The sequence below is a fragment of the Sphingobium sp. SG1 genome (assembly GCF_057063145.1).
Genome location: NZ_JBVVOJ010000002.1, coordinates 266,192 through 281,052 on the forward strand (window position 1 = coordinate 266,192; position 14,861 = coordinate 281,052).

15 protein-coding genes and 1 tRNA gene are annotated in these 14,861 nt (G+C 65.6%); 6 read left to right on the top strand and 10 right to left on the bottom strand.

The window, feature by feature from the left end:
• The first annotated feature begins 13 nt into the window (after positions 1–13).
• Positions 14–913: a transcriptional regulator GcvA gene (gene gcvA / locus AC0KVN_RS06735; RefSeq protein WP_435566456.1), complete on the top strand. Its 900-nt coding sequence runs from the start codon at positions 14–16 to the stop codon at positions 911–913.
• A gap of 18 nt (positions 914–931) precedes the next feature.
• Here gcvA and AC0KVN_RS06740 read toward each other — a convergent pair whose 3' ends face one another.
• Complete coding sequence (locus tag AC0KVN_RS06740; RefSeq protein ID WP_435566457.1) at positions 932–1,963, bottom strand: SPOR domain-containing protein; 1,032 nt, start codon at positions 1,961–1,963, stop codon at positions 932–934.
• A gap of 186 nt (positions 1,964–2,149) precedes the next feature.
• Here AC0KVN_RS06740 and AC0KVN_RS06745 point away from each other — a divergent pair, with 186 nt between their 5' ends.
• Genes AC0KVN_RS06745 through AC0KVN_RS06755 form a run of 3 tightly spaced genes read left to right on the top strand, consistent with a single transcriptional unit; the run spans position 2,150 to position 4,912 of the window.
• A complete protein-coding gene (locus AC0KVN_RS06745; protein WP_004212248.1) occupies positions 2,150–2,869 on the top strand; it encodes a ParA family protein in 720 nt (239 codons plus the stop codon).
• Between the two features lie 15 nt (positions 2,870–2,884).
• Positions 2,885–3,481, top strand: coding sequence for a hypothetical protein (locus tag AC0KVN_RS06750; protein WP_435566458.1), 597 nt, complete (start codon positions 2,885–2,887; stop codon positions 3,479–3,481).
• A 33-nt stretch (positions 3,482–3,514) separates the two neighbouring features.
• Positions 3,515–4,912, top strand: coding sequence for an SPOR domain-containing protein (locus AC0KVN_RS06755; protein ID WP_435566459.1), 1,398 nt, complete (start codon positions 3,515–3,517; stop codon positions 4,910–4,912).
• A gap of 157 nt (positions 4,913–5,069) precedes the next feature.
• Here AC0KVN_RS06755 and AC0KVN_RS06760 read toward each other — a convergent pair.
• Both AC0KVN_RS06760 and AC0KVN_RS06765 read right to left on the bottom strand, forming a co-directional pair.
• Positions 5,070–5,144, bottom strand: a tRNA-Asn gene (locus tag AC0KVN_RS06760).
• 145 nt (positions 5,145–5,289) lie between these two features.
• Positions 5,290–5,640 carry a cupin domain-containing protein gene (locus tag AC0KVN_RS06765; RefSeq protein WP_247594256.1) on the bottom strand — a complete coding sequence of 117 codons (351 nt, stop codon included), beginning with the start codon at positions 5,638–5,640 and terminating at the stop codon, positions 5,290–5,292.
• A gap of 184 nt (positions 5,641–5,824) precedes the next feature.
• On the opposite strand from AC0KVN_RS06765, the gene AC0KVN_RS06770 reads away from it, so the two are divergent.
• Positions 5,825–7,972: a dipeptidyl-peptidase 5 gene (locus AC0KVN_RS06770; protein WP_435566625.1), complete on the top strand. Its 2,148-nt coding sequence runs from the start codon at positions 5,825–5,827 to the stop codon at positions 7,970–7,972.
• Between the two features lie 43 nt (positions 7,973–8,015).
• Here AC0KVN_RS06770 and ilvD read toward each other — a convergent pair whose 3' ends face one another.
• The gene (gene ilvD, locus AC0KVN_RS06775; RefSeq protein WP_010338969.1) at positions 8,016–9,869 is read right to left on the bottom strand and encodes a dihydroxy-acid dehydratase; all 1,854 of its coding nucleotides are present in this window, start codon (positions 9,867–9,869) and stop codon (positions 8,016–8,018) included.
• 116 nt (positions 9,870–9,985) lie between these two features.
• Between ilvD and AC0KVN_RS06780 the strand changes: the two genes are divergently transcribed.
• Positions 9,986–10,861 (top strand): LysR family transcriptional regulator, encoded by an 876-nt coding sequence (locus AC0KVN_RS06780; RefSeq protein ID WP_435566460.1) that lies wholly within the window; start codon positions 9,986–9,988, stop codon positions 10,859–10,861.
• Positions 10,862–11,036: 175 nt separating this feature from the next.
• Here the strand turns inward: AC0KVN_RS06780 and AC0KVN_RS06785 are convergent, their stop codons facing one another.
• The 6 genes from AC0KVN_RS06785 to AC0KVN_RS06810 form a co-directional block, all read right to left on the bottom strand.
• The gene (locus AC0KVN_RS06785; protein ID WP_435566461.1) at positions 11,037–11,591 is read right to left on the bottom strand and encodes a nuclear transport factor 2 family protein; all 555 of its coding nucleotides are present in this window, start codon (positions 11,589–11,591) and stop codon (positions 11,037–11,039) included.
• 16 nt (positions 11,592–11,607) lie between these two features.
• Positions 11,608–12,021: an EthD domain-containing protein gene (locus tag AC0KVN_RS06790; RefSeq protein ID WP_435566462.1), complete on the bottom strand. Its 414-nt coding sequence runs from the start codon at positions 12,019–12,021 to the stop codon at positions 11,608–11,610.
• A gap of 16 nt (positions 12,022–12,037) precedes the next feature.
• Positions 12,038–12,553 carry a nitroreductase/quinone reductase family protein gene (locus AC0KVN_RS06795; RefSeq protein WP_004212262.1) on the bottom strand — a complete coding sequence of 172 codons (516 nt, stop codon included), beginning with the start codon at positions 12,551–12,553 and terminating at the stop codon, positions 12,038–12,040.
• A gap of 93 nt (positions 12,554–12,646) precedes the next feature.
• Positions 12,647–13,510 (bottom strand): SDR family NAD(P)-dependent oxidoreductase, encoded by an 864-nt coding sequence (locus tag AC0KVN_RS06800; RefSeq protein ID WP_435566463.1) that lies wholly within the window; start codon positions 13,508–13,510, stop codon positions 12,647–12,649.
• 79 nt (positions 13,511–13,589) lie between these two features.
• Entirely contained in the window at positions 13,590–14,054 is a 465-nt protein-coding gene (locus AC0KVN_RS06805; protein ID WP_435566464.1) for a VOC family protein, read from the bottom strand.
• A gap of 3 nt (positions 14,055–14,057) precedes the next feature.
• Complete coding sequence (locus AC0KVN_RS06810) at positions 14,058–14,840, bottom strand: sterol desaturase family protein (RefSeq protein WP_435566465.1); 783 nt, start codon at positions 14,838–14,840, stop codon at positions 14,058–14,060.
• Between the last annotated feature and the right edge of the window lie 21 nt (positions 14,841–14,861).

Below are 14,861 nucleotides of genomic sequence, written 5' to 3' on the forward strand. Positions count from 1 at the left end.
ATGCGGAACGGGAATGGATAGGGCGCGCAAATGGCTGCCGCCGATGAGCGCGCTCAACAGTTTCGACGCGGCCGCGACCCATGGCAGCTTCTCGCGCGCCGGGGTGGAGGTGGGGCTGACCCAGAGCGCGGTCAGTCGCCAGATCGCGCTGCTGGAGGATTGGTTGCAGACGCCTCTGTTCGACCGGGTCGGGCGGCGGGTGCAACTGAACGAGGCGGGGCAGGCCTATGCCGAGGAGATCCGTCCGGCGCTCGATAGGATCCGGCGGGCGACCCGGCGGGTGGCGGCGCGGCGGGCGCAGGGGGCGCTGCGGATCGCGACCCTGCCCAGCTTCGGCATGCGCTGGCTGGCGCCGCGCCTGCCGGGCCTCAGCGCGCTGCATCCCGATCTGGTGGTGGATTTCGCATCGCGATCCGACCCGTTCGATTTCGCGCAGGAGGAGTTTGACGCGGCGATCCATTATGGCCTGCCGGAGGAATGGCCCGGCGTGGCGCAGGATTATCTGTTTCGCGAACAGATGGTGCCGGTCTGCGCGCCGGACTGGCTGGCGGCCAATGGGCTGCGGTCGCCGGCCGATCTGCTGGGCAAGCCGCTGCTGAGCCAGAGTTCGCGGCGCGACGCCTGGGTGCGCTGGTTCGTGGCAGCGGGCGTCGAGGCGGGGCCGTTGCCGCCGGGGCCGGCGTTCGAGCATTTCCTGATGCTGGCGCAGGCGGTGGTGGCGGGGGCGGGCGTGGCGCTGATCCCCAGCTTCCTGATCCAACCGGAGCTGGAGTCGGGCAGCCTGGTCATTCCGTTCGACCGACCGCTGTCCAGCGAGCAGGCCTATTATCTGGTCTATCCCACGGGGCTTGGCGGCCATCCGGGTCTGGCACGGTTCCGCGCCTGGATGCTGGCGAGCGCGGGCGCGGATTAGGCGCCCGCGCTTGGGTGACTAGTTCTTCTTCGGCATGCAGTCCGCGCCGGCGGCCTTGATGCTGCTGCACAGGCGCGAGGCGTCGGCGCTGCTGGCGATCGGTCCGGCCTGAAGGCGGGTGACGCTGCCAGCCTTGACCAGATAGGGCTGATAGCCGGAGAGGCCGCTGACCTTGCGGGTCAACTGGCTCCACAGCGCACGGGCGCGGCCTTCGTCGCCGAACGCGCCAAGCTGGACGCGCCAGTCGCCGCCGGCGGCCGGTGCCGGCATCCTGGACGGCGCGGGCTTGGGTGGCGCGGGCTTGGAGGGGGCTGGTTTGGCTGCCTCCGGTGCCGGCTTGGGCGCGACCGGCTGCGGCTTGGCGACCGCGACCTGGGTCACGGGTGCGGGCGCTGGCTTTGCTGGTGCCGGGGCGGGAGAAGCCGGGCGGGGCTGGGCCGCTGTCGCCGGCAGGGTCAGGCTGGCGCTGGCCAGGCTCTTTTCCTGCGCCTCCATCGACGAGGCCAGGGCAAGGCCCTGCTTGCGCTGGTCGGCGGGGATATATTTGTCCATCTGCTGCAGGCTGGTGGTTGCCTGTGGCAGGCCGGAGGCGGAGGCGCGGGTCATCATCGCATAGGCGCGGACCCAATCCTTGCCGACCATGTCGCCGTTGAACAGGGCGGTGCCGACAATATATTGCGCGCGGGTTTCGCCGCGGGCGGCGGCATGCTGGAGATAGGGCATTGCCCCGGCGCGATCGCCCTGCTGGAACATCAGCAGGCCCAGATTATCCTCGGCGCGGGCATGGCCCTGCGCCGTCGCCTTGCGATACCAGTCGACCGCGCTGCTGAGATCGGCCGGAACGCCGCGGCCGAGCTTGTAGGCCTGGCCCAGATTGAACTGCGCATCGGGATCGCCGGCATTGGCGAGCGGGCGCCATTCGGTGATCGCCTTGGCATAATCGCCCTGCTGCCAGGCATCGACGCCGGCCTTCACATCGGCAAGCGCCGGCAAGGCGGCCGTCAACAGCGTGCCGAACGCAACGGCTCCCCAGATAGGCTTCATATCCATGCTCCAGACCGGAATATTCATCCGGCACTATCGTCAAACAAGGTTAACGTCTTCTTAGCATTGCCGGATCCATGATGTGAAACCGGGAATAGGTGATCCTCAACAAGGTTGCCAGACCAGTTAACCGAATTTTAGGCGGCGCCATGCCAAATCGTTTCGGAACTGGATTTACCTGGGGGAAGGCGCGTGCGCATATTGGCATTGGCATCGCAAAAAGGCGGATCGGGCAAGACGACCCTGTCCGGTCATCTGGCCGTACAGGCCCAGTTGGCCGGGGCCGGTCCGGTCGTCCTGATCGACATCGATCCCCAGGGTTCGCTGGCTGACTGGTGGAACGAGCGCGAGGCTGAATATCCCGCCTTTGCCCAGACCACGGTTGCGCGGCTGGCCGCCGACCTCGAAATTCTGCGCCAGCAGGGTTTCAAGCTGGCCGTGATCGATACGCCGCCGGCCATCACCATGGCGATCCAGAGCGTGATTTCGGTTGCCGAACTGATCGTCGTGCCGACCCGCCCGAGCCCGCATGACCTGCGCGCCGTCGGTGCCACGGTCGACCTGTGCGAGCGCGCCGGCAAGCCGCTGATCTTCGTCGTCAATGCCGCGACGCCCAAGGCGCGCATCACCTCCGAAGCCGCTGTCGCTTTGTCGCAGCATGGCACGGTGGCGCCGGTGACGCTGCACCATCGCACCGATTTCGCCGCCTCGATGATCGACGGGCGCACGGTGATGGAGGTCGATCCCAAGGGCAAGTCGGCCGCCGAAGTGACCGGGCTGTGGAGCTATATCTCCGATCGCCTGGAAAAGAATTTCCGCCGCACGGTCTTTTCCGTGCCCCAGAACAGCGTCGGCACCGCCGCTGCTTCGCGTCCCGCCGGTGGTGGCTTCGGCCGCCGCGTCGTGCAGTAAGAAAAGGGGGCTATCATGGCTGAAGCCAAACCGATCGCTTCCCTGACGTCCGGCCTGCTGGCGCGCAAGGGCGCCGCCACGCCGGCGATGCGCCGCCCGATGCTGGGCTTTGGTCGCCCGAGCAATGGCGGCATGGTGTCCGATGATCTGGGCTGGAACGACATGGGTTTCGACGTGCCGATGCACGATGACGAGCCTGCCGCGCCGACCGCGCCCGTTGCCACCGGCCTGACGCCGATGAGCGCGGTGCTTGCGCCGGTTCCGGTGCCGGCGGTCGTGACCGAACGCGAGGAACTGGCCGAGCGCGTGGCGCAGGTCGTTCTGCCCGAGACGGTGGAAGCCGAGCCGGAACAGGCCGAGATGGTGATGGCTGCCAAGCCGATGCGGGCAAAGCCGGCGCCGATGCGCGCTGCACCGCCCAAGGCGATGGCGGTCGACAACGCACGCAAGGCGGCCTTCACGTTGCGGCTGGACGCGGGGCGTCATCTCAAGCTGCGCCTCGCGGCGGCCGTGACCGGCCGGTCGGCGCAACAGGTTGTTACCGAAGCACTGGATGCTTTCCTCGAAGGGCTGCCCGAAATTGATCGGCTTGCCCAGCAATTGCCGCACTGACGCGGCGATCTTTGATTATAGGTGGGTAAGGTCATGAAACGAACGGCATTTGGCAAGGCGGCCGTTTCCTCCTTGATGGTGGCGACGACGATGGTCGGCTGCACCGGCGCGGCATTCCATCCGCGATCGGCGGCGGTCAAGCACGCCAATTCCGGCAAGCCGGCCGAGGCGGCAGAAAAGGCGCTGGCCGATCGCGACGGCGCAAAGGCCGTGCAGGCAGCGGAAGCGGCCGTGCAGGCGGCGCCCGACAATGCGCAATATCGCCAGTTGCTGGGCCGAGCCTATGTGCTGGATGGCCGCTTCGTTTCGGCCGAGACGGCCTTCACCGACGCGATGACGCTGGGCAACCGCGATTCGCGCACCATCGTCAGCCTGGCGCTGGTCGAGGTGGCGCTGGGCAAGAATGACGCCGCGCGCGATCTGCTGGCGGCCAATACCGACAATGTGCCGGCGGGCGATTATGGTCTGGCGCTGGCGATGGCCGGTGATCCGACCGAAGGCGTCCGCATCCTGTCCGCCGCGATCCAGGATCCGTCGGCCAATGCGCGCACCCGCCAGAACCTGGCCTATGCCTATGCGCTGGCCGGTCGCTGGAAGGATGCGCGGCTGGTCGCCGGGCTGGATCTGGCGCCGCTTGCCGCCAATCAGCGTATTGCCCAATGGGCCGGCATGGCCGACCCGGCACTGGCGCCGCAGCGCGTCGCCGCGCTGATGGGCGTTACCGTCAACGGCGCCGATCAGGGCCAGCCGGCGGTGCTGGCGCTGGCGCCCGCTGCGCCGGATGCTGCACCGATGGCGTTGGCCGCCGCGTCGACCGAGCCGGCCCCGGTACTGGACCTGCCGACCGGATCGCCGATCGAGATGGCGGCGGCCGAGCCGGCTCCTGCCGCGCCCGCGCTCAACACCCGGATCATCGAAACTGCCGTGCCGGCGTCCACGCCCGCACCCGCGGTCAAGGCTGCGCCCAAGCCGGCGCCAGTGCGCGTCGCCGCCAAACGCGACTTCGTCGTAGAAGGCCCGGCGGCCAAGGCCAAGCCGGTCAAGGGTAAGGCTGCCCCGCTCGCCAGCCCGGCAGCGCGGTTGCAGCAGGTTGCCTATATCAAGCCGGTGACCACGGGCGCGAGCGCCTGGGTGGTTCAGCTTGGCGCCTTCAATTCGCCGGCCGTCGCCAAGGAAAAATGGACCAGCATGGCGCGCGTCAACGGACGCATCGCCGCCTTCCCGGTGCTGACCAGCCAGGCGACCGTCAATGGCCGGACCTTCCACCGGATCGCGATCAGCGGCTTTGGCAGCCGTGCGGATGCGCAGACTTTGTGCCAGTCGATCAAGGCACAGCATGGCCAGTGCTTCGTGCGGGAAGGCGCACCGAACGCGACGCCGCAGCGCTGGGCCGTGGCATCGACGCGCGGCCGTCAGTTCGCATCGCGCTGATCGCATCGCGCTTTCGGGCGTGACCATGACTTCATGCGGGCCGGGCCGAGAGGTTCCGGCCCGCAATGCATCTGCGCGCTGTGCGTGCCGCAATCGTGCGATGCGCTGAATTTCAGATTGTCTGGAGCCAGCCCGGCCTTGCCAAGGGCTGAAATAGTGGCTCCCCGAGTAGGATTCGAACCTACGGCCATTCGATTAACAGTCGAATGCTCTACCGCTGAGCTATCGGGGAGCAGCCCCGCTTGCGCCGGGCAGGCCGCGCATATGCAGCGGCTTGTCCCAAATGGCAAGCGCTGCTTTTGCCATTTCTGAAAAAAATCTGTGCATATGCATGCGCTTGCGGAACGGGCGCATTTTCGTCCTTTCCCGCCGATTTTTCAGGCTTCGCCGATGTGGATGGCAAGCCAGATGGTCGGCGCGTCCGTATGGGTGACGCGGTGCGGGATGCCCGCTCGAATCAGTCGATGATCCCCCGGTTCCAGGCGATAGGTGCCGATCCCTTCCAGCAGCAGTTCGGCGGTCCCGGCCAGCACCAGCACCCATTCATCCCAATGCTGGACATAGGGGCGCTCCGGCGGTGTGCTGTGGCCGTGGGATATAATCCGTTCGATCCGCACGCCCGGCATCGACACTATATCCTCGAACAGTTCCTCGGCCTCATGTCCGGACGGGATATCGAGCAGGTTGGTCGGCGCATCGACCGGCAATGCAGGAGGTGGGCATGTCATCGGCGCATGATGCCGATTGGCGGAAAATTGGAAATGGGGGTTTTTACCGGGGCGGCAGCCTGTGGGACGGGCGTGTCATCTCCGTTGTCGCCGCGCTTGTTGCTTGAAATCCTGCGCCTATCGTGCTGACCATGCGGCCTGGCCGTTCGGCCCAATGTCAGAACAGGGGTTTGATACCGTGACAATGATATCCCGTTTGCTGCTGTCGGCGGCAATGGTGGCGGGCGCGTGCGCCGCGCCGGCAATCGCGCAGCCCAAGCAGGTGCTGACCCACGAAACGCTGTGGATGATGAAGCGCGTCGGCGCGCCGGTGGCAAGCCCGGACGGCAAATGGGTGGTCTATGCGCTCAGCGAACCATCCTATGAGAAGGACGGCGCCGTCAGCGACCTGTGGATCGTGCCGGCCGACGGATCGGTCGCGCCGCGCCGCCTGACCGCGACCAAGGCGGGCGAGGGCGATCCGGCCTGGGCGCCCGACAGCCGCCGAATCGCCTTTTCCGCCAAGCGCGAGGGCGACGATGTCGCGCAAATCTATGTGCTGGACCTGGCCGGTGGCGAAGCTCGCCGCGTGACCAGCATCCCGACCGGCGCAGGCAAGCCGATCTGGCGGCCCGATGGCCAGGCGATCCTGTTCGAAAGCGCGGTCTATCCCGGCGCGATGGACGCCGCCGCCAACAAGAAGACGGCCGAGGAGCGCAAGGCGCGCAAATATAATATGCGCGTCTATGAGCATTTCCCGATCCGCTACTGGAACGACTGGCTGGACGACAAGCGGCCGAGCCTTTGGCTGCAGCCGCTGGCCGAGGGCGCGCCGGCGCGTGATATATTGTCCGCCACCAAGCTGGCGCAGGCCGATGGCTTTGGCGGTAACGCCCAGAGCGACGGTGGCATGACGCTGGCGCCGGTCTGGAGCCCGGACGGCAAGGAGATCGTCTTCACCGCCACCACCGAGCGCTGGAACGCAGCCCATGCCCGCGTCAATTTCGGCCTCTATCGCATGCCGGCTGATGGCGGTGAGCCGGTGCTGGTGACGCCGACGCCGGGCGAATATGGCGACATGAAATTCACGCCGGACGGCAAGAGCCTGATCTTCCAGTTCAACACGCAGGGGCAGGAGGTCTATGATCTGGCCAAGCTGCACCGGGTTGCCTGGCCGGCGGGCGGGGCAGCGACGCTGCTCACCGGCGGCTTCGATCGCGCGGTGGACAGCTATGCCGTGACGCCTGACAGCCGCAGCCTCTATCTGACCGTGCCGGACGCGGGGATGGAAAATCTCTATCGTGTGCCCGTGAGCGGCGGCACGCCCGAACTGGTGATCGCGCCCAAGGTCGGCGGCTATGCCGGCATCGACATTCCGTCGGATGCCAAGTCGACGCAGATCATCGCCAGCTATGGCAGTTCGGTGAACCCGGCGGAAATCGTGCGGATCGACCCGGCGGCCAAGCGGCACAAGAACCTGACGAACGTCAACACGGCGCTCGCCGCAACGATCGACTGGGCCAGCCCGGACCATTTCTGGTTCACCACCGACAAGGGCCGGCGCATCCACAACATGATCGTCACGCCCCCGGCGTTCGACCCGGCGAAGAAATATCCGCTGATGGTGCTGATGCATGGCGGCCCGGCATCGTCCAACATGGACCAGATCGGCCTGCGCTGGAATTATCACCTGCTCGCGAGCGCCGGCTATGTCGTGCTGATGACCGACTATACCGGCTCGACCGGCTATGGCGAGGCCTTCTCGCGCGCGATCAAGCTCGATCCGCTGCGTGGCCCGGCGAACGAGATCAACCAGGCAGTGGATGAGGCCGGCAAGCGCTATGCCTTCATCGACACGGCCAATGCCTGTATCGGCGGCGCCAGCTATGGCGGCCATCTCGCCAACTGGATGGAGGCGACCACCACCCGCTACAAGTGCATCGTCAGCCATGCCGGTGAAGTCGACCTGTTGACCCAGTGGGGCACCAGCGACTTCAACTATGGCCGCGAAGTGGCGAGCGGCGGTCCGCCCTGGGGCGACAGCCCGGTGTGGCGTGACCAGAGCCCGATCACTTATGGCAAGGACTGGAAGACGCCGATGCTGCTGACCGCGGGTGAGCGCGATTTCCGCGTGCCGCTGGCGAACACGCTGGAAACCTGGTCGACCTTGCAGCGGATGCAGGTGCCCAGCCGCCTGCTGATCTTCCCCGATGCCTGGCACTGGATCACCAAGCCCGAGGATAGCCGCCAATTCTACCGCGAGGTGCAGGGCTGGCTGGCCCATTATCTGAAAGGCGCGCCGGAAGTGAAGGGCGGCCCGATCGCGGCCCCCGAAGCGGCCAAGGCGCAATAAGCAAAGAAAAGGCCCGGTCGATGGACGACCGGGCCTTTTTCTATCAGTCCTTTTCGACCTGGCTGACGTCGCGCACCGCGCCGCGCGCGGCGTTGGTGGTGAGCGCCGCATAGGCGCGCAGCGCCGGCGAGACGTTGCGCTTGCGGCCGAACGGCTTCCACGCCTTCTTGCCGCGGGCGACCATCTCCTCATGGCGCTTGGCCAGTTCGGCATCGTCGACCAGCAACTGGATGCCGCGATTGGGGATGTCGATCAGGATCGGGTCGCCGGTGGCGACCAGCGCGATCAGGCCGCCCTCGGCCGCCTCGGGCGAGACATGGCCGATCGACAGGCCCGACGTGCCGCCGGAGAAGCGGCCGTCGGTGATGAGCGCGCAGGCCTTGCCCAGTCCCTTCGACTTCAGATAGCTGGTCGGATAGAGCATTTCCTGCATGCCGGGGCCGCCCTTGGGCCCTTCATAGCGGATGACGACGACGTCGTTCGCCTTGACTTCATTGCCTAGGATACCCGCGACCGCCGCGTCCTGGCTTTCATAGACACGGGCCGTGCCATGGAAGGTCAGGATGCTGTCGTCGACGCCGGCGGTCTTCACGATGCAGCCTTCGGGCGCCAGATTGCCGAACAGCACGGCGAGGCCGCCATCCTTGGAGAAGGGATGTTCGGCGCTGCGGATCACGCCGGTCTGGCGATCCATGTCCAGTTCCTTCCAGCGATTATTCTGGCTGAAGGCCTGGGTCGTGCGCACGCCGCCGGGCGCGGCCTTGAAGAACTCCTGCACCGCCTCGCTGTTGGTGCGGCTGATGTCCCAGCGGTTGATCGCCTCGCCCATGGTGGTGGCGTGGACGGTCGGCAGGCTGGTGTCGAGCAGGCCGGCGCGTTCGAGCTGGCCCAGGATCGCCATGATGCCACCGGCACGGTGGACATCCTCCATATGCACGTCCTGCTTGGCCGGGGCGACCTTGCACAGGCACGGCACGCGGCGCGACAGCCGGTCGATATCGGCCATCGAGAAATCGACGCCGCCCTCATGCGCGGCGGCGAGCAGGTGGAGCACCGTGTTGGTCGAACCGCCCATCGCGATGTCGAGGCTCATGGCATTTTCGAAGGCCGCATGGCAGGCGATGTTGCGGGGCAGGGCCGAAGCATCGTCCTGCTCATACCAGCGGCGCGCGAGATCGACGATGGTGTGACCGGCCTCGCGGAACAGCTTCTCGCGATCGGCATGGGTGGCGAGGATCGAGCCATTGCCCGGCAGCGACAGGCCCAGCGCTTCGGTCAGGCAGTTCATCGAATTGGCGGTGAACATGCCCGAGCAGCTGCCGCAGGTTGGGCAGGCCGCCTTTTCGATCGCGGCGACTTCCTCGTCGGTGTAATTTTCATCGGCGGCGACGACCATCGCGTCGACCAGGTCGAGCGCCACGGTCTTGCCGCGAATGTCGGCCTTGCCGGCTTCCATCGGGCCGCCCGACACGAAGATGACGGGGATGTTGAGGCGCATCGCGGCCATCAGCATGCCCGGCGTGATCTTGTCGCAGTTGGAAATGCACAGCAGCGCGTCGGCGCAATGGGCATTGACCATATATTCGACGCTGTCGGCGATCAGATCGCGGCTGGGCAGCGAATAGAGCATGCCGTCATGGCCCATGGCGATGCCGTCATCGACCGCGATGGTGTTGAATTCCTTGGCGACGCCGCCGGCCGCCTCGATCTCGCGCGCGACCAGCTGGCCCAGATCCTTCAAATGGACATGGCCGGGCACGAACTGGGTGAATGAATTGGCAATGGCGATGATCGGCTTGCCGAAATCCTCGTCCTTCATGCCGGTGGCGCGCCAGAGGCCGCGCGCGCCCGCCATGTTACGGCCGTGGGTGCTGGTGCGTGAACGATAATGAGGCATTTTGCGCCGTTCCTGTAATCTTGTTTCCCTGCAATGGCTGCCCCCCTACGCCTTTGCGCAAAGGTTGTGAAATATATTATTGAAGCGGTATAAGGTCGCAAGGAGACTTTGTTGCCATGGACCTTCGCCCGCTGCGTCATTTTTTGGCTGTTGCCGATACACTGCATTTCGGCCAGGCGGCGCAGCGCCTGGGCATGACCCAGCCGCCGCTCAGCCAGTCGATCCTGGCGCTGGAGCGGGATCTGGGCGCGCCGCTCTTTACCCGGTCGAAGCGCAATGTCGCGCTGACTGCCTTTGGCCGGCAATGGCTGGAGCATGTCCGTCCGGCGGTGGAGGCGGTGAGCGCGCTGCCGGACATCGCCCGTCGCCTGCGCGACGGCAGTGCGGGGCAGATCGGCCTCAGCTTCGTCAGCACCGCCGACTATAGCCTGTTGCCCGCGCTGGTGCGCGATTATGCCTCCCGTTTCCCGGAGGTGGAGATCGCACTGACCGAGGCGACCAGCGACGTGCAGATTGCCGATCTGATCGACGGGGTGAATGATGCCGGCATATTGATCGCGCCCGATGGCGCGCTACCCGACGCGCTCGCCTATATGCCCTTGCTGCGTGAGCCGCTGGTGGTGGCGGTGCCGGAGGGCTGGGTGGCGGACGATCAGGCGCAGGGCGATCCCTGGCTCGACCGGCCGCTGATCCTGTTTCCGCGCCGGGTGGCGCCGGCCTTCCATGATCTGGTGAGCGGCTATCTGGCCGGCCGGGGGCAGCCCCTACTGATCCGGCAGGAGGCGATCCAGATGCAGACGATCATCAGCCTGGTGTCGGCGGGCATGGGCATCGCGTTGGTGCCGGCGTCGCTGCGCAACCTCGCGCGGACTGGGGTGCGCTATCTCGACCTGCAGGATGCGCCGATCCTGGAGACCGGCCTTGCCTGGCGGCGGCACGATGATGGCGCGACGCTGGCGGGGCTGCTGGGCGTCGCCCGTGCCATGGCCTGAACAGAAAGAGACCCCGTCGCACAAGGGATGCGACGGGGCCGAGGTTCAGGGAGGTGTCACTCCAAGGGGGGAAAGAAGTGACAGCCACATCTATAGGTCCGGTCCATGAACCTTATGTGAAGCAAGCAGAATTTTTCTGCGGAGGCGCTTTAGTGCTGAAATTCGCCACGCCGGGCTACCAGCGTTCGCCCTGGGTCGAGGCGATGACGGGGCGCTGGTAGGAGGCGTCTTCCCTGCTCCAGTGGGGCTTGAGGAAGCCCTTCACATTGGCGGAATAGACCCAACTCGCATCGGTGTCGGCGGTCATCTCGATCGTGCAGCGACGGGTGAGCAGCCGCCATTCGCCGCCGCGCCGCTCCAACTGGTCGATATAGCGGCCAAAGGCGATCGTCGTGGTCTTGCCATCCTGCCAGAACAGGCCGCCGACCGTGTAGCTTTCGCAATAGGCGGTGTCGCCGTCGATCTCGCACAGATGGTTGGTGATGTTGTGGCTCGTCGACAGGAAGAATTTGCCATGGCCCATATTGGCCCGCGCCGCATAGTCGGGCGCGCGGGTGATGATGGGGCCATGTTCGTCCACGCCATCGTCCCACCAGCAACTGTTGATGATGTCGACATCCTGCCGGTCGCGTCCGCGGCATTCGCGCAGGATGCAATCGCGGATCGCCTGCCGGTCCTGCAGGTCGCGCACGGTGGCGCGCAGCGCGGCGACTTCCTGTTCAAGGTCCATCTCCAGCTTTTCCCTTTCAGCCCTGCGGCACCAGTTGCACCTGCATCATCTCGCCATTCGGCCCCATCGGGCTGTCATGTTCCTCGACCAGGCAGACGGGGTTGCTGTTGCTGGCGAAGAGTTGCAGTTCGTCGGCCTTGCGGATGTCGAGCATCGTCGGGTCGGACTGCCCCTTCATCGCGGCCTGATAATCGGCCAGGCTGTTCCACCAGATTTCCATGATGCAGTCATAGCCGGGATCAATGACCTCGCCGGTCAGCGGGTTGGGCTGGGGCGTGACATAGCGGCGGACATAGCGCTGGGCATTGGGCAGGGCGGGCTTGGCGCCCATCTTCTGCGACAGGCGCGAATGCTGGTTCTCATAATAGTCCATGAACTGCTCCATGGAGAGGTCGTCGCGCTTCCTGAGGAAGACGATCTGCTTGATCATGGCTCTCCTCCCGCGCTCAATATTGCCGTTCGCCGGTGGCGTCCGACGCCTTGAAGCCGTCGATCGGTTCGATCGCCTTCATCATCACCAGCGGGATCAGGCGGTCGGTCGACTGCTGATAGCCGGCATAGGCGGGAAAGACCTGGCACATGAAGGCCCAGACCCGGTCGCGTTCCTCGCCCTGCGGCTCGCGCCAGGTCGCGCGGAAGGCCTGGGTCGCGACCTGGAAATCGACCGTCTCGCTGTCGCGGATATTGAGATACCAGGCAGGATGATGGTCGGCGCCGCCCTTGGACGCGACGATCACCACTTCGCCGCCGATATCGCCATAGATGAGGGTGGTGATGAAGGTCTTGCCGCTCTTGCGGCCGGTATAGCGGATCATGCAATGGGTGGTGAAGCCATGACCGCCGACGGCGCTGATGTCCATGATATGGCCTTGCGCCCCGCCCGATCGCAGATACATGTCGCGATGCTCGCTGATCCAGTCCTTGCGGGTGTCGCGGATGGCGGCGGAACTGTCGTCGCTCATGACGGCCTCCTCTCTGTCAATTTCGGTGTAAACCAGCCCGACGCCCGGTGGACCTAAAAAGGACGTCGCCATGGCGATGCTTGGCCGATCGGGTCAGCGGATGATCCGGTCATATTGGGGCAGCGGCGCGACGCCATAGCTTTGCCGATAGGAGGGCGGCTGGCGATCGCCCACATCGCGCAGGCCATAATGTTCGGCCAGTTCCGCGCCGATCAGCGTCTGGCCGGCATGGTCCGCCAATGCCGGGTCCTGTGACAGTGCCCAGATGACATGACCGGTGAACTCGGGCGTTTCGACCATCTTTTCCAGATAGGCATATTTGGCCGGGTCCGACGCGATAAGTTGCAGCAGGCGCCCCGTGCGCAGCGCGCCCATCCAGATCGACAGGGCGGTGACGCCGGTGTCGCGCAGGTCAACGGCCATGTCGGCCGCCATCTTGTCCTGGCTGACCTTGTGCGCGCCATAGCCGGGGCCATAGACATAATGGGCGGCGCCCGACCCCGATGTGAAGACGATCAGCCCCTGGCCGCGATCGACCATCATCGGCGCGGCATGATAGCTGGCGACATAGGAACTGCGGATGCCGACAGTGATGATGTCGGCCAGCTTCAGCGGCTTTTCCCAGAAGCGGCCGGGCAGGGTGAGTTCGTCATGGATGGCGGCGACATTATTGACCAATATGTCGATATGCCCCTGTTCGGCGCGCACCCGGTCGAACAGCGCGCGGGTCTGCTCGTCATCGCCATGGTCGACACGCACGGCGATGCCCTGACCACCGGCGGCCGTCACGGCGGCGGCGGTTTCGTAGATGGTGCCGGGCAGGGGGGCGTCGCCGGCCTTTTCCGAGCGCCCGGTGACATAGACGATGCAGCCATGCTGGCCGAGCGCGGTGGCAATGCCCTGGCCTGCGCCTCGGCTGGCGCCGGTGACGACCGCGACCTTGGGTGTCTGGCTCATCCATTCTCTCCTTGAGGCATCGGGCTAACCCAGGCCACCCGCACCTGACCATGCAGGGGGCGGAGATGTCGCTTTGGCGTTAGGCCGGGTTCGGCGGATTGCCGACCAGTTCCAGTTCATGGCCGTCGGGATCATGGATCATCAATATGGCCGGCCCCTTGCCCGAGGCACGGATCGCGCCGACCGGATAGCCCGCCGCCTGCATGCGCGATGCGACACCCGGCAGGTCGGGCACGCGCAGCACGATCTTGGCGATGCCACTGTCGGCCGGCGGCGCCTTCTGCGCCTTGTCGTGCAGCAGGATCAGGGTCAGCCGGCCGGCCTTGCCATCGGCGCAGAGCATGACTTCGGTCACGGGCCCATGTTGCAGTGTGGTCGCGGGGACGAGGCCGAGCGCGACCTGATAGAAACGCAGTGCCTTGTCGAGATCGGCCACGGGCAGGCCGGGCGCCATCAACGTCGCGCCGACCGGCGGTGGCGTCTGGGCATGGAGCGGGGCCGCGCCAACGGGCAGCAGGGCGAGCAGAAGGGCGATGTCGCGCATGGATCAGGCAGTTTCGCTGGCGGTGCTAACCGGGGCGTCGTCCGTCTTCCGGCGCTGCTTGATCTTGTCGAAATCGGCCTCGAACTTCGGACGCATGGTGCCGCACAGCCGGTCCCAGATCGTCGTGTAGCCACCGAAATTGCCGGTGAAATAACGATGATGCTGATCGTGGAAGGTGGCGGAGATGAACCATTTGGTCGCCCAGTTGCGGTTCCACCAGCGCGGCAGCATCTCATAGCCGGAATGGACATAGAGGCCCATGATGATGTTGGTCGGGACGATCAGCGCGAGGGTCGCGTCATGGACGGTGAAGACGGTCAGGAACAGCGGCACGAAGCCGCCATTGATCAGCGATTCCAGCGGGCTGACCGACAGGGTGGTGAGCAGGTTGGGGGAGGTCGACTTGTGATGCAGCTTGTGGACCCAGCTATAGACCGGTTCCTTGTGCATCCAGCGGTGCAGCCAATAGAAATAAGTGTCGAACAGGAAGAAATAGAGCGCATATTCGAGCGCGATCATCCACCAGGCGGCGGGCGCCGGGTTGAAGCTGATCGCGCCGATGTCGACCAACTTGGTCTTGATCGTGCCGAGCAGCAGGCCGGTGATGGCGAGGTTGATGACGGCAAAGCCGGCCTCGTTCCTGAAAATCTTCCACTTGAACCCGCGCGGCTGGATCTTGCGTGCCTTGAAATAGCCGCTGACGATGCCTGCGCCGATCCCGGTCGCGACAAACAGGCCAAGCCATAGCGAGAGAAGATGCTCGCCCTTTCCCAGATATTCCAGCACGCCGGTCCTTCCCGTTGCAGA

What these genes read in the sequence shown, in the direction of transcription:
- gcvA (WP_435566456.1), top strand. Translation starts at nt 14, where the DNA reads ATGGATAGGGCGCGCAAATGGCTGCCGCCGATGAGCGCGCTCAACAGT.
- AC0KVN_RS06740 (WP_435566457.1), bottom strand. Translation starts at nt 1,963, where the DNA reads ATGGATATGAAGCCTATCTGGGGAGCCGTTGCGTTCGGCACGCTGTTG.
- AC0KVN_RS06750 (WP_435566458.1), top strand. Translation starts at nt 2,885, where the DNA reads ATGGCTGAAGCCAAACCGATCGCTTCCCTGACGTCCGGCCTGCTGGCG.
- AC0KVN_RS06755 (WP_435566459.1), top strand. Translation starts at nt 3,515, where the DNA reads ATGAAACGAACGGCATTTGGCAAGGCGGCCGTTTCCTCCTTGATGGTG.
- AC0KVN_RS06765 (WP_247594256.1), bottom strand. Translation starts at nt 5,640, where the DNA reads ATGACATGCCCACCTCCTGCATTGCCGGTCGATGCGCCGACCAACCTG.
- AC0KVN_RS06770 (WP_435566625.1), top strand. Translation starts at nt 5,825, where the DNA reads ATGATATCCCGTTTGCTGCTGTCGGCGGCAATGGTGGCGGGCGCGTGC.
- ilvD (WP_010338969.1), bottom strand. Translation starts at nt 9,869, where the DNA reads ATGCCTCATTATCGTTCACGCACCAGCACCCACGGCCGTAACATGGCG.
- AC0KVN_RS06780 (WP_435566460.1), top strand. Translation starts at nt 9,986, where the DNA reads ATGGACCTTCGCCCGCTGCGTCATTTTTTGGCTGTTGCCGATACACTG.
- AC0KVN_RS06785 (WP_435566461.1), bottom strand. Translation starts at nt 11,591, where the DNA reads ATGGACCTTGAACAGGAAGTCGCCGCGCTGCGCGCCACCGTGCGCGAC.
- AC0KVN_RS06790 (WP_435566462.1), bottom strand. Translation starts at nt 12,021, where the DNA reads ATGATCAAGCAGATCGTCTTCCTCAGGAAGCGCGACGACCTCTCCATG.
- AC0KVN_RS06795 (WP_004212262.1), bottom strand. Translation starts at nt 12,553, where the DNA reads ATGAGCGACGACAGTTCCGCCGCCATCCGCGACACCCGCAAGGACTGG.
- AC0KVN_RS06800 (WP_435566463.1), bottom strand. Translation starts at nt 13,510, where the DNA reads ATGAGCCAGACACCCAAGGTCGCGGTCGTCACCGGCGCCAGCCGAGGC.
- AC0KVN_RS06805 (WP_435566464.1), bottom strand. Translation starts at nt 14,054, where the DNA reads ATGCGCGACATCGCCCTTCTGCTCGCCCTGCTGCCCGTTGGCGCGGCC.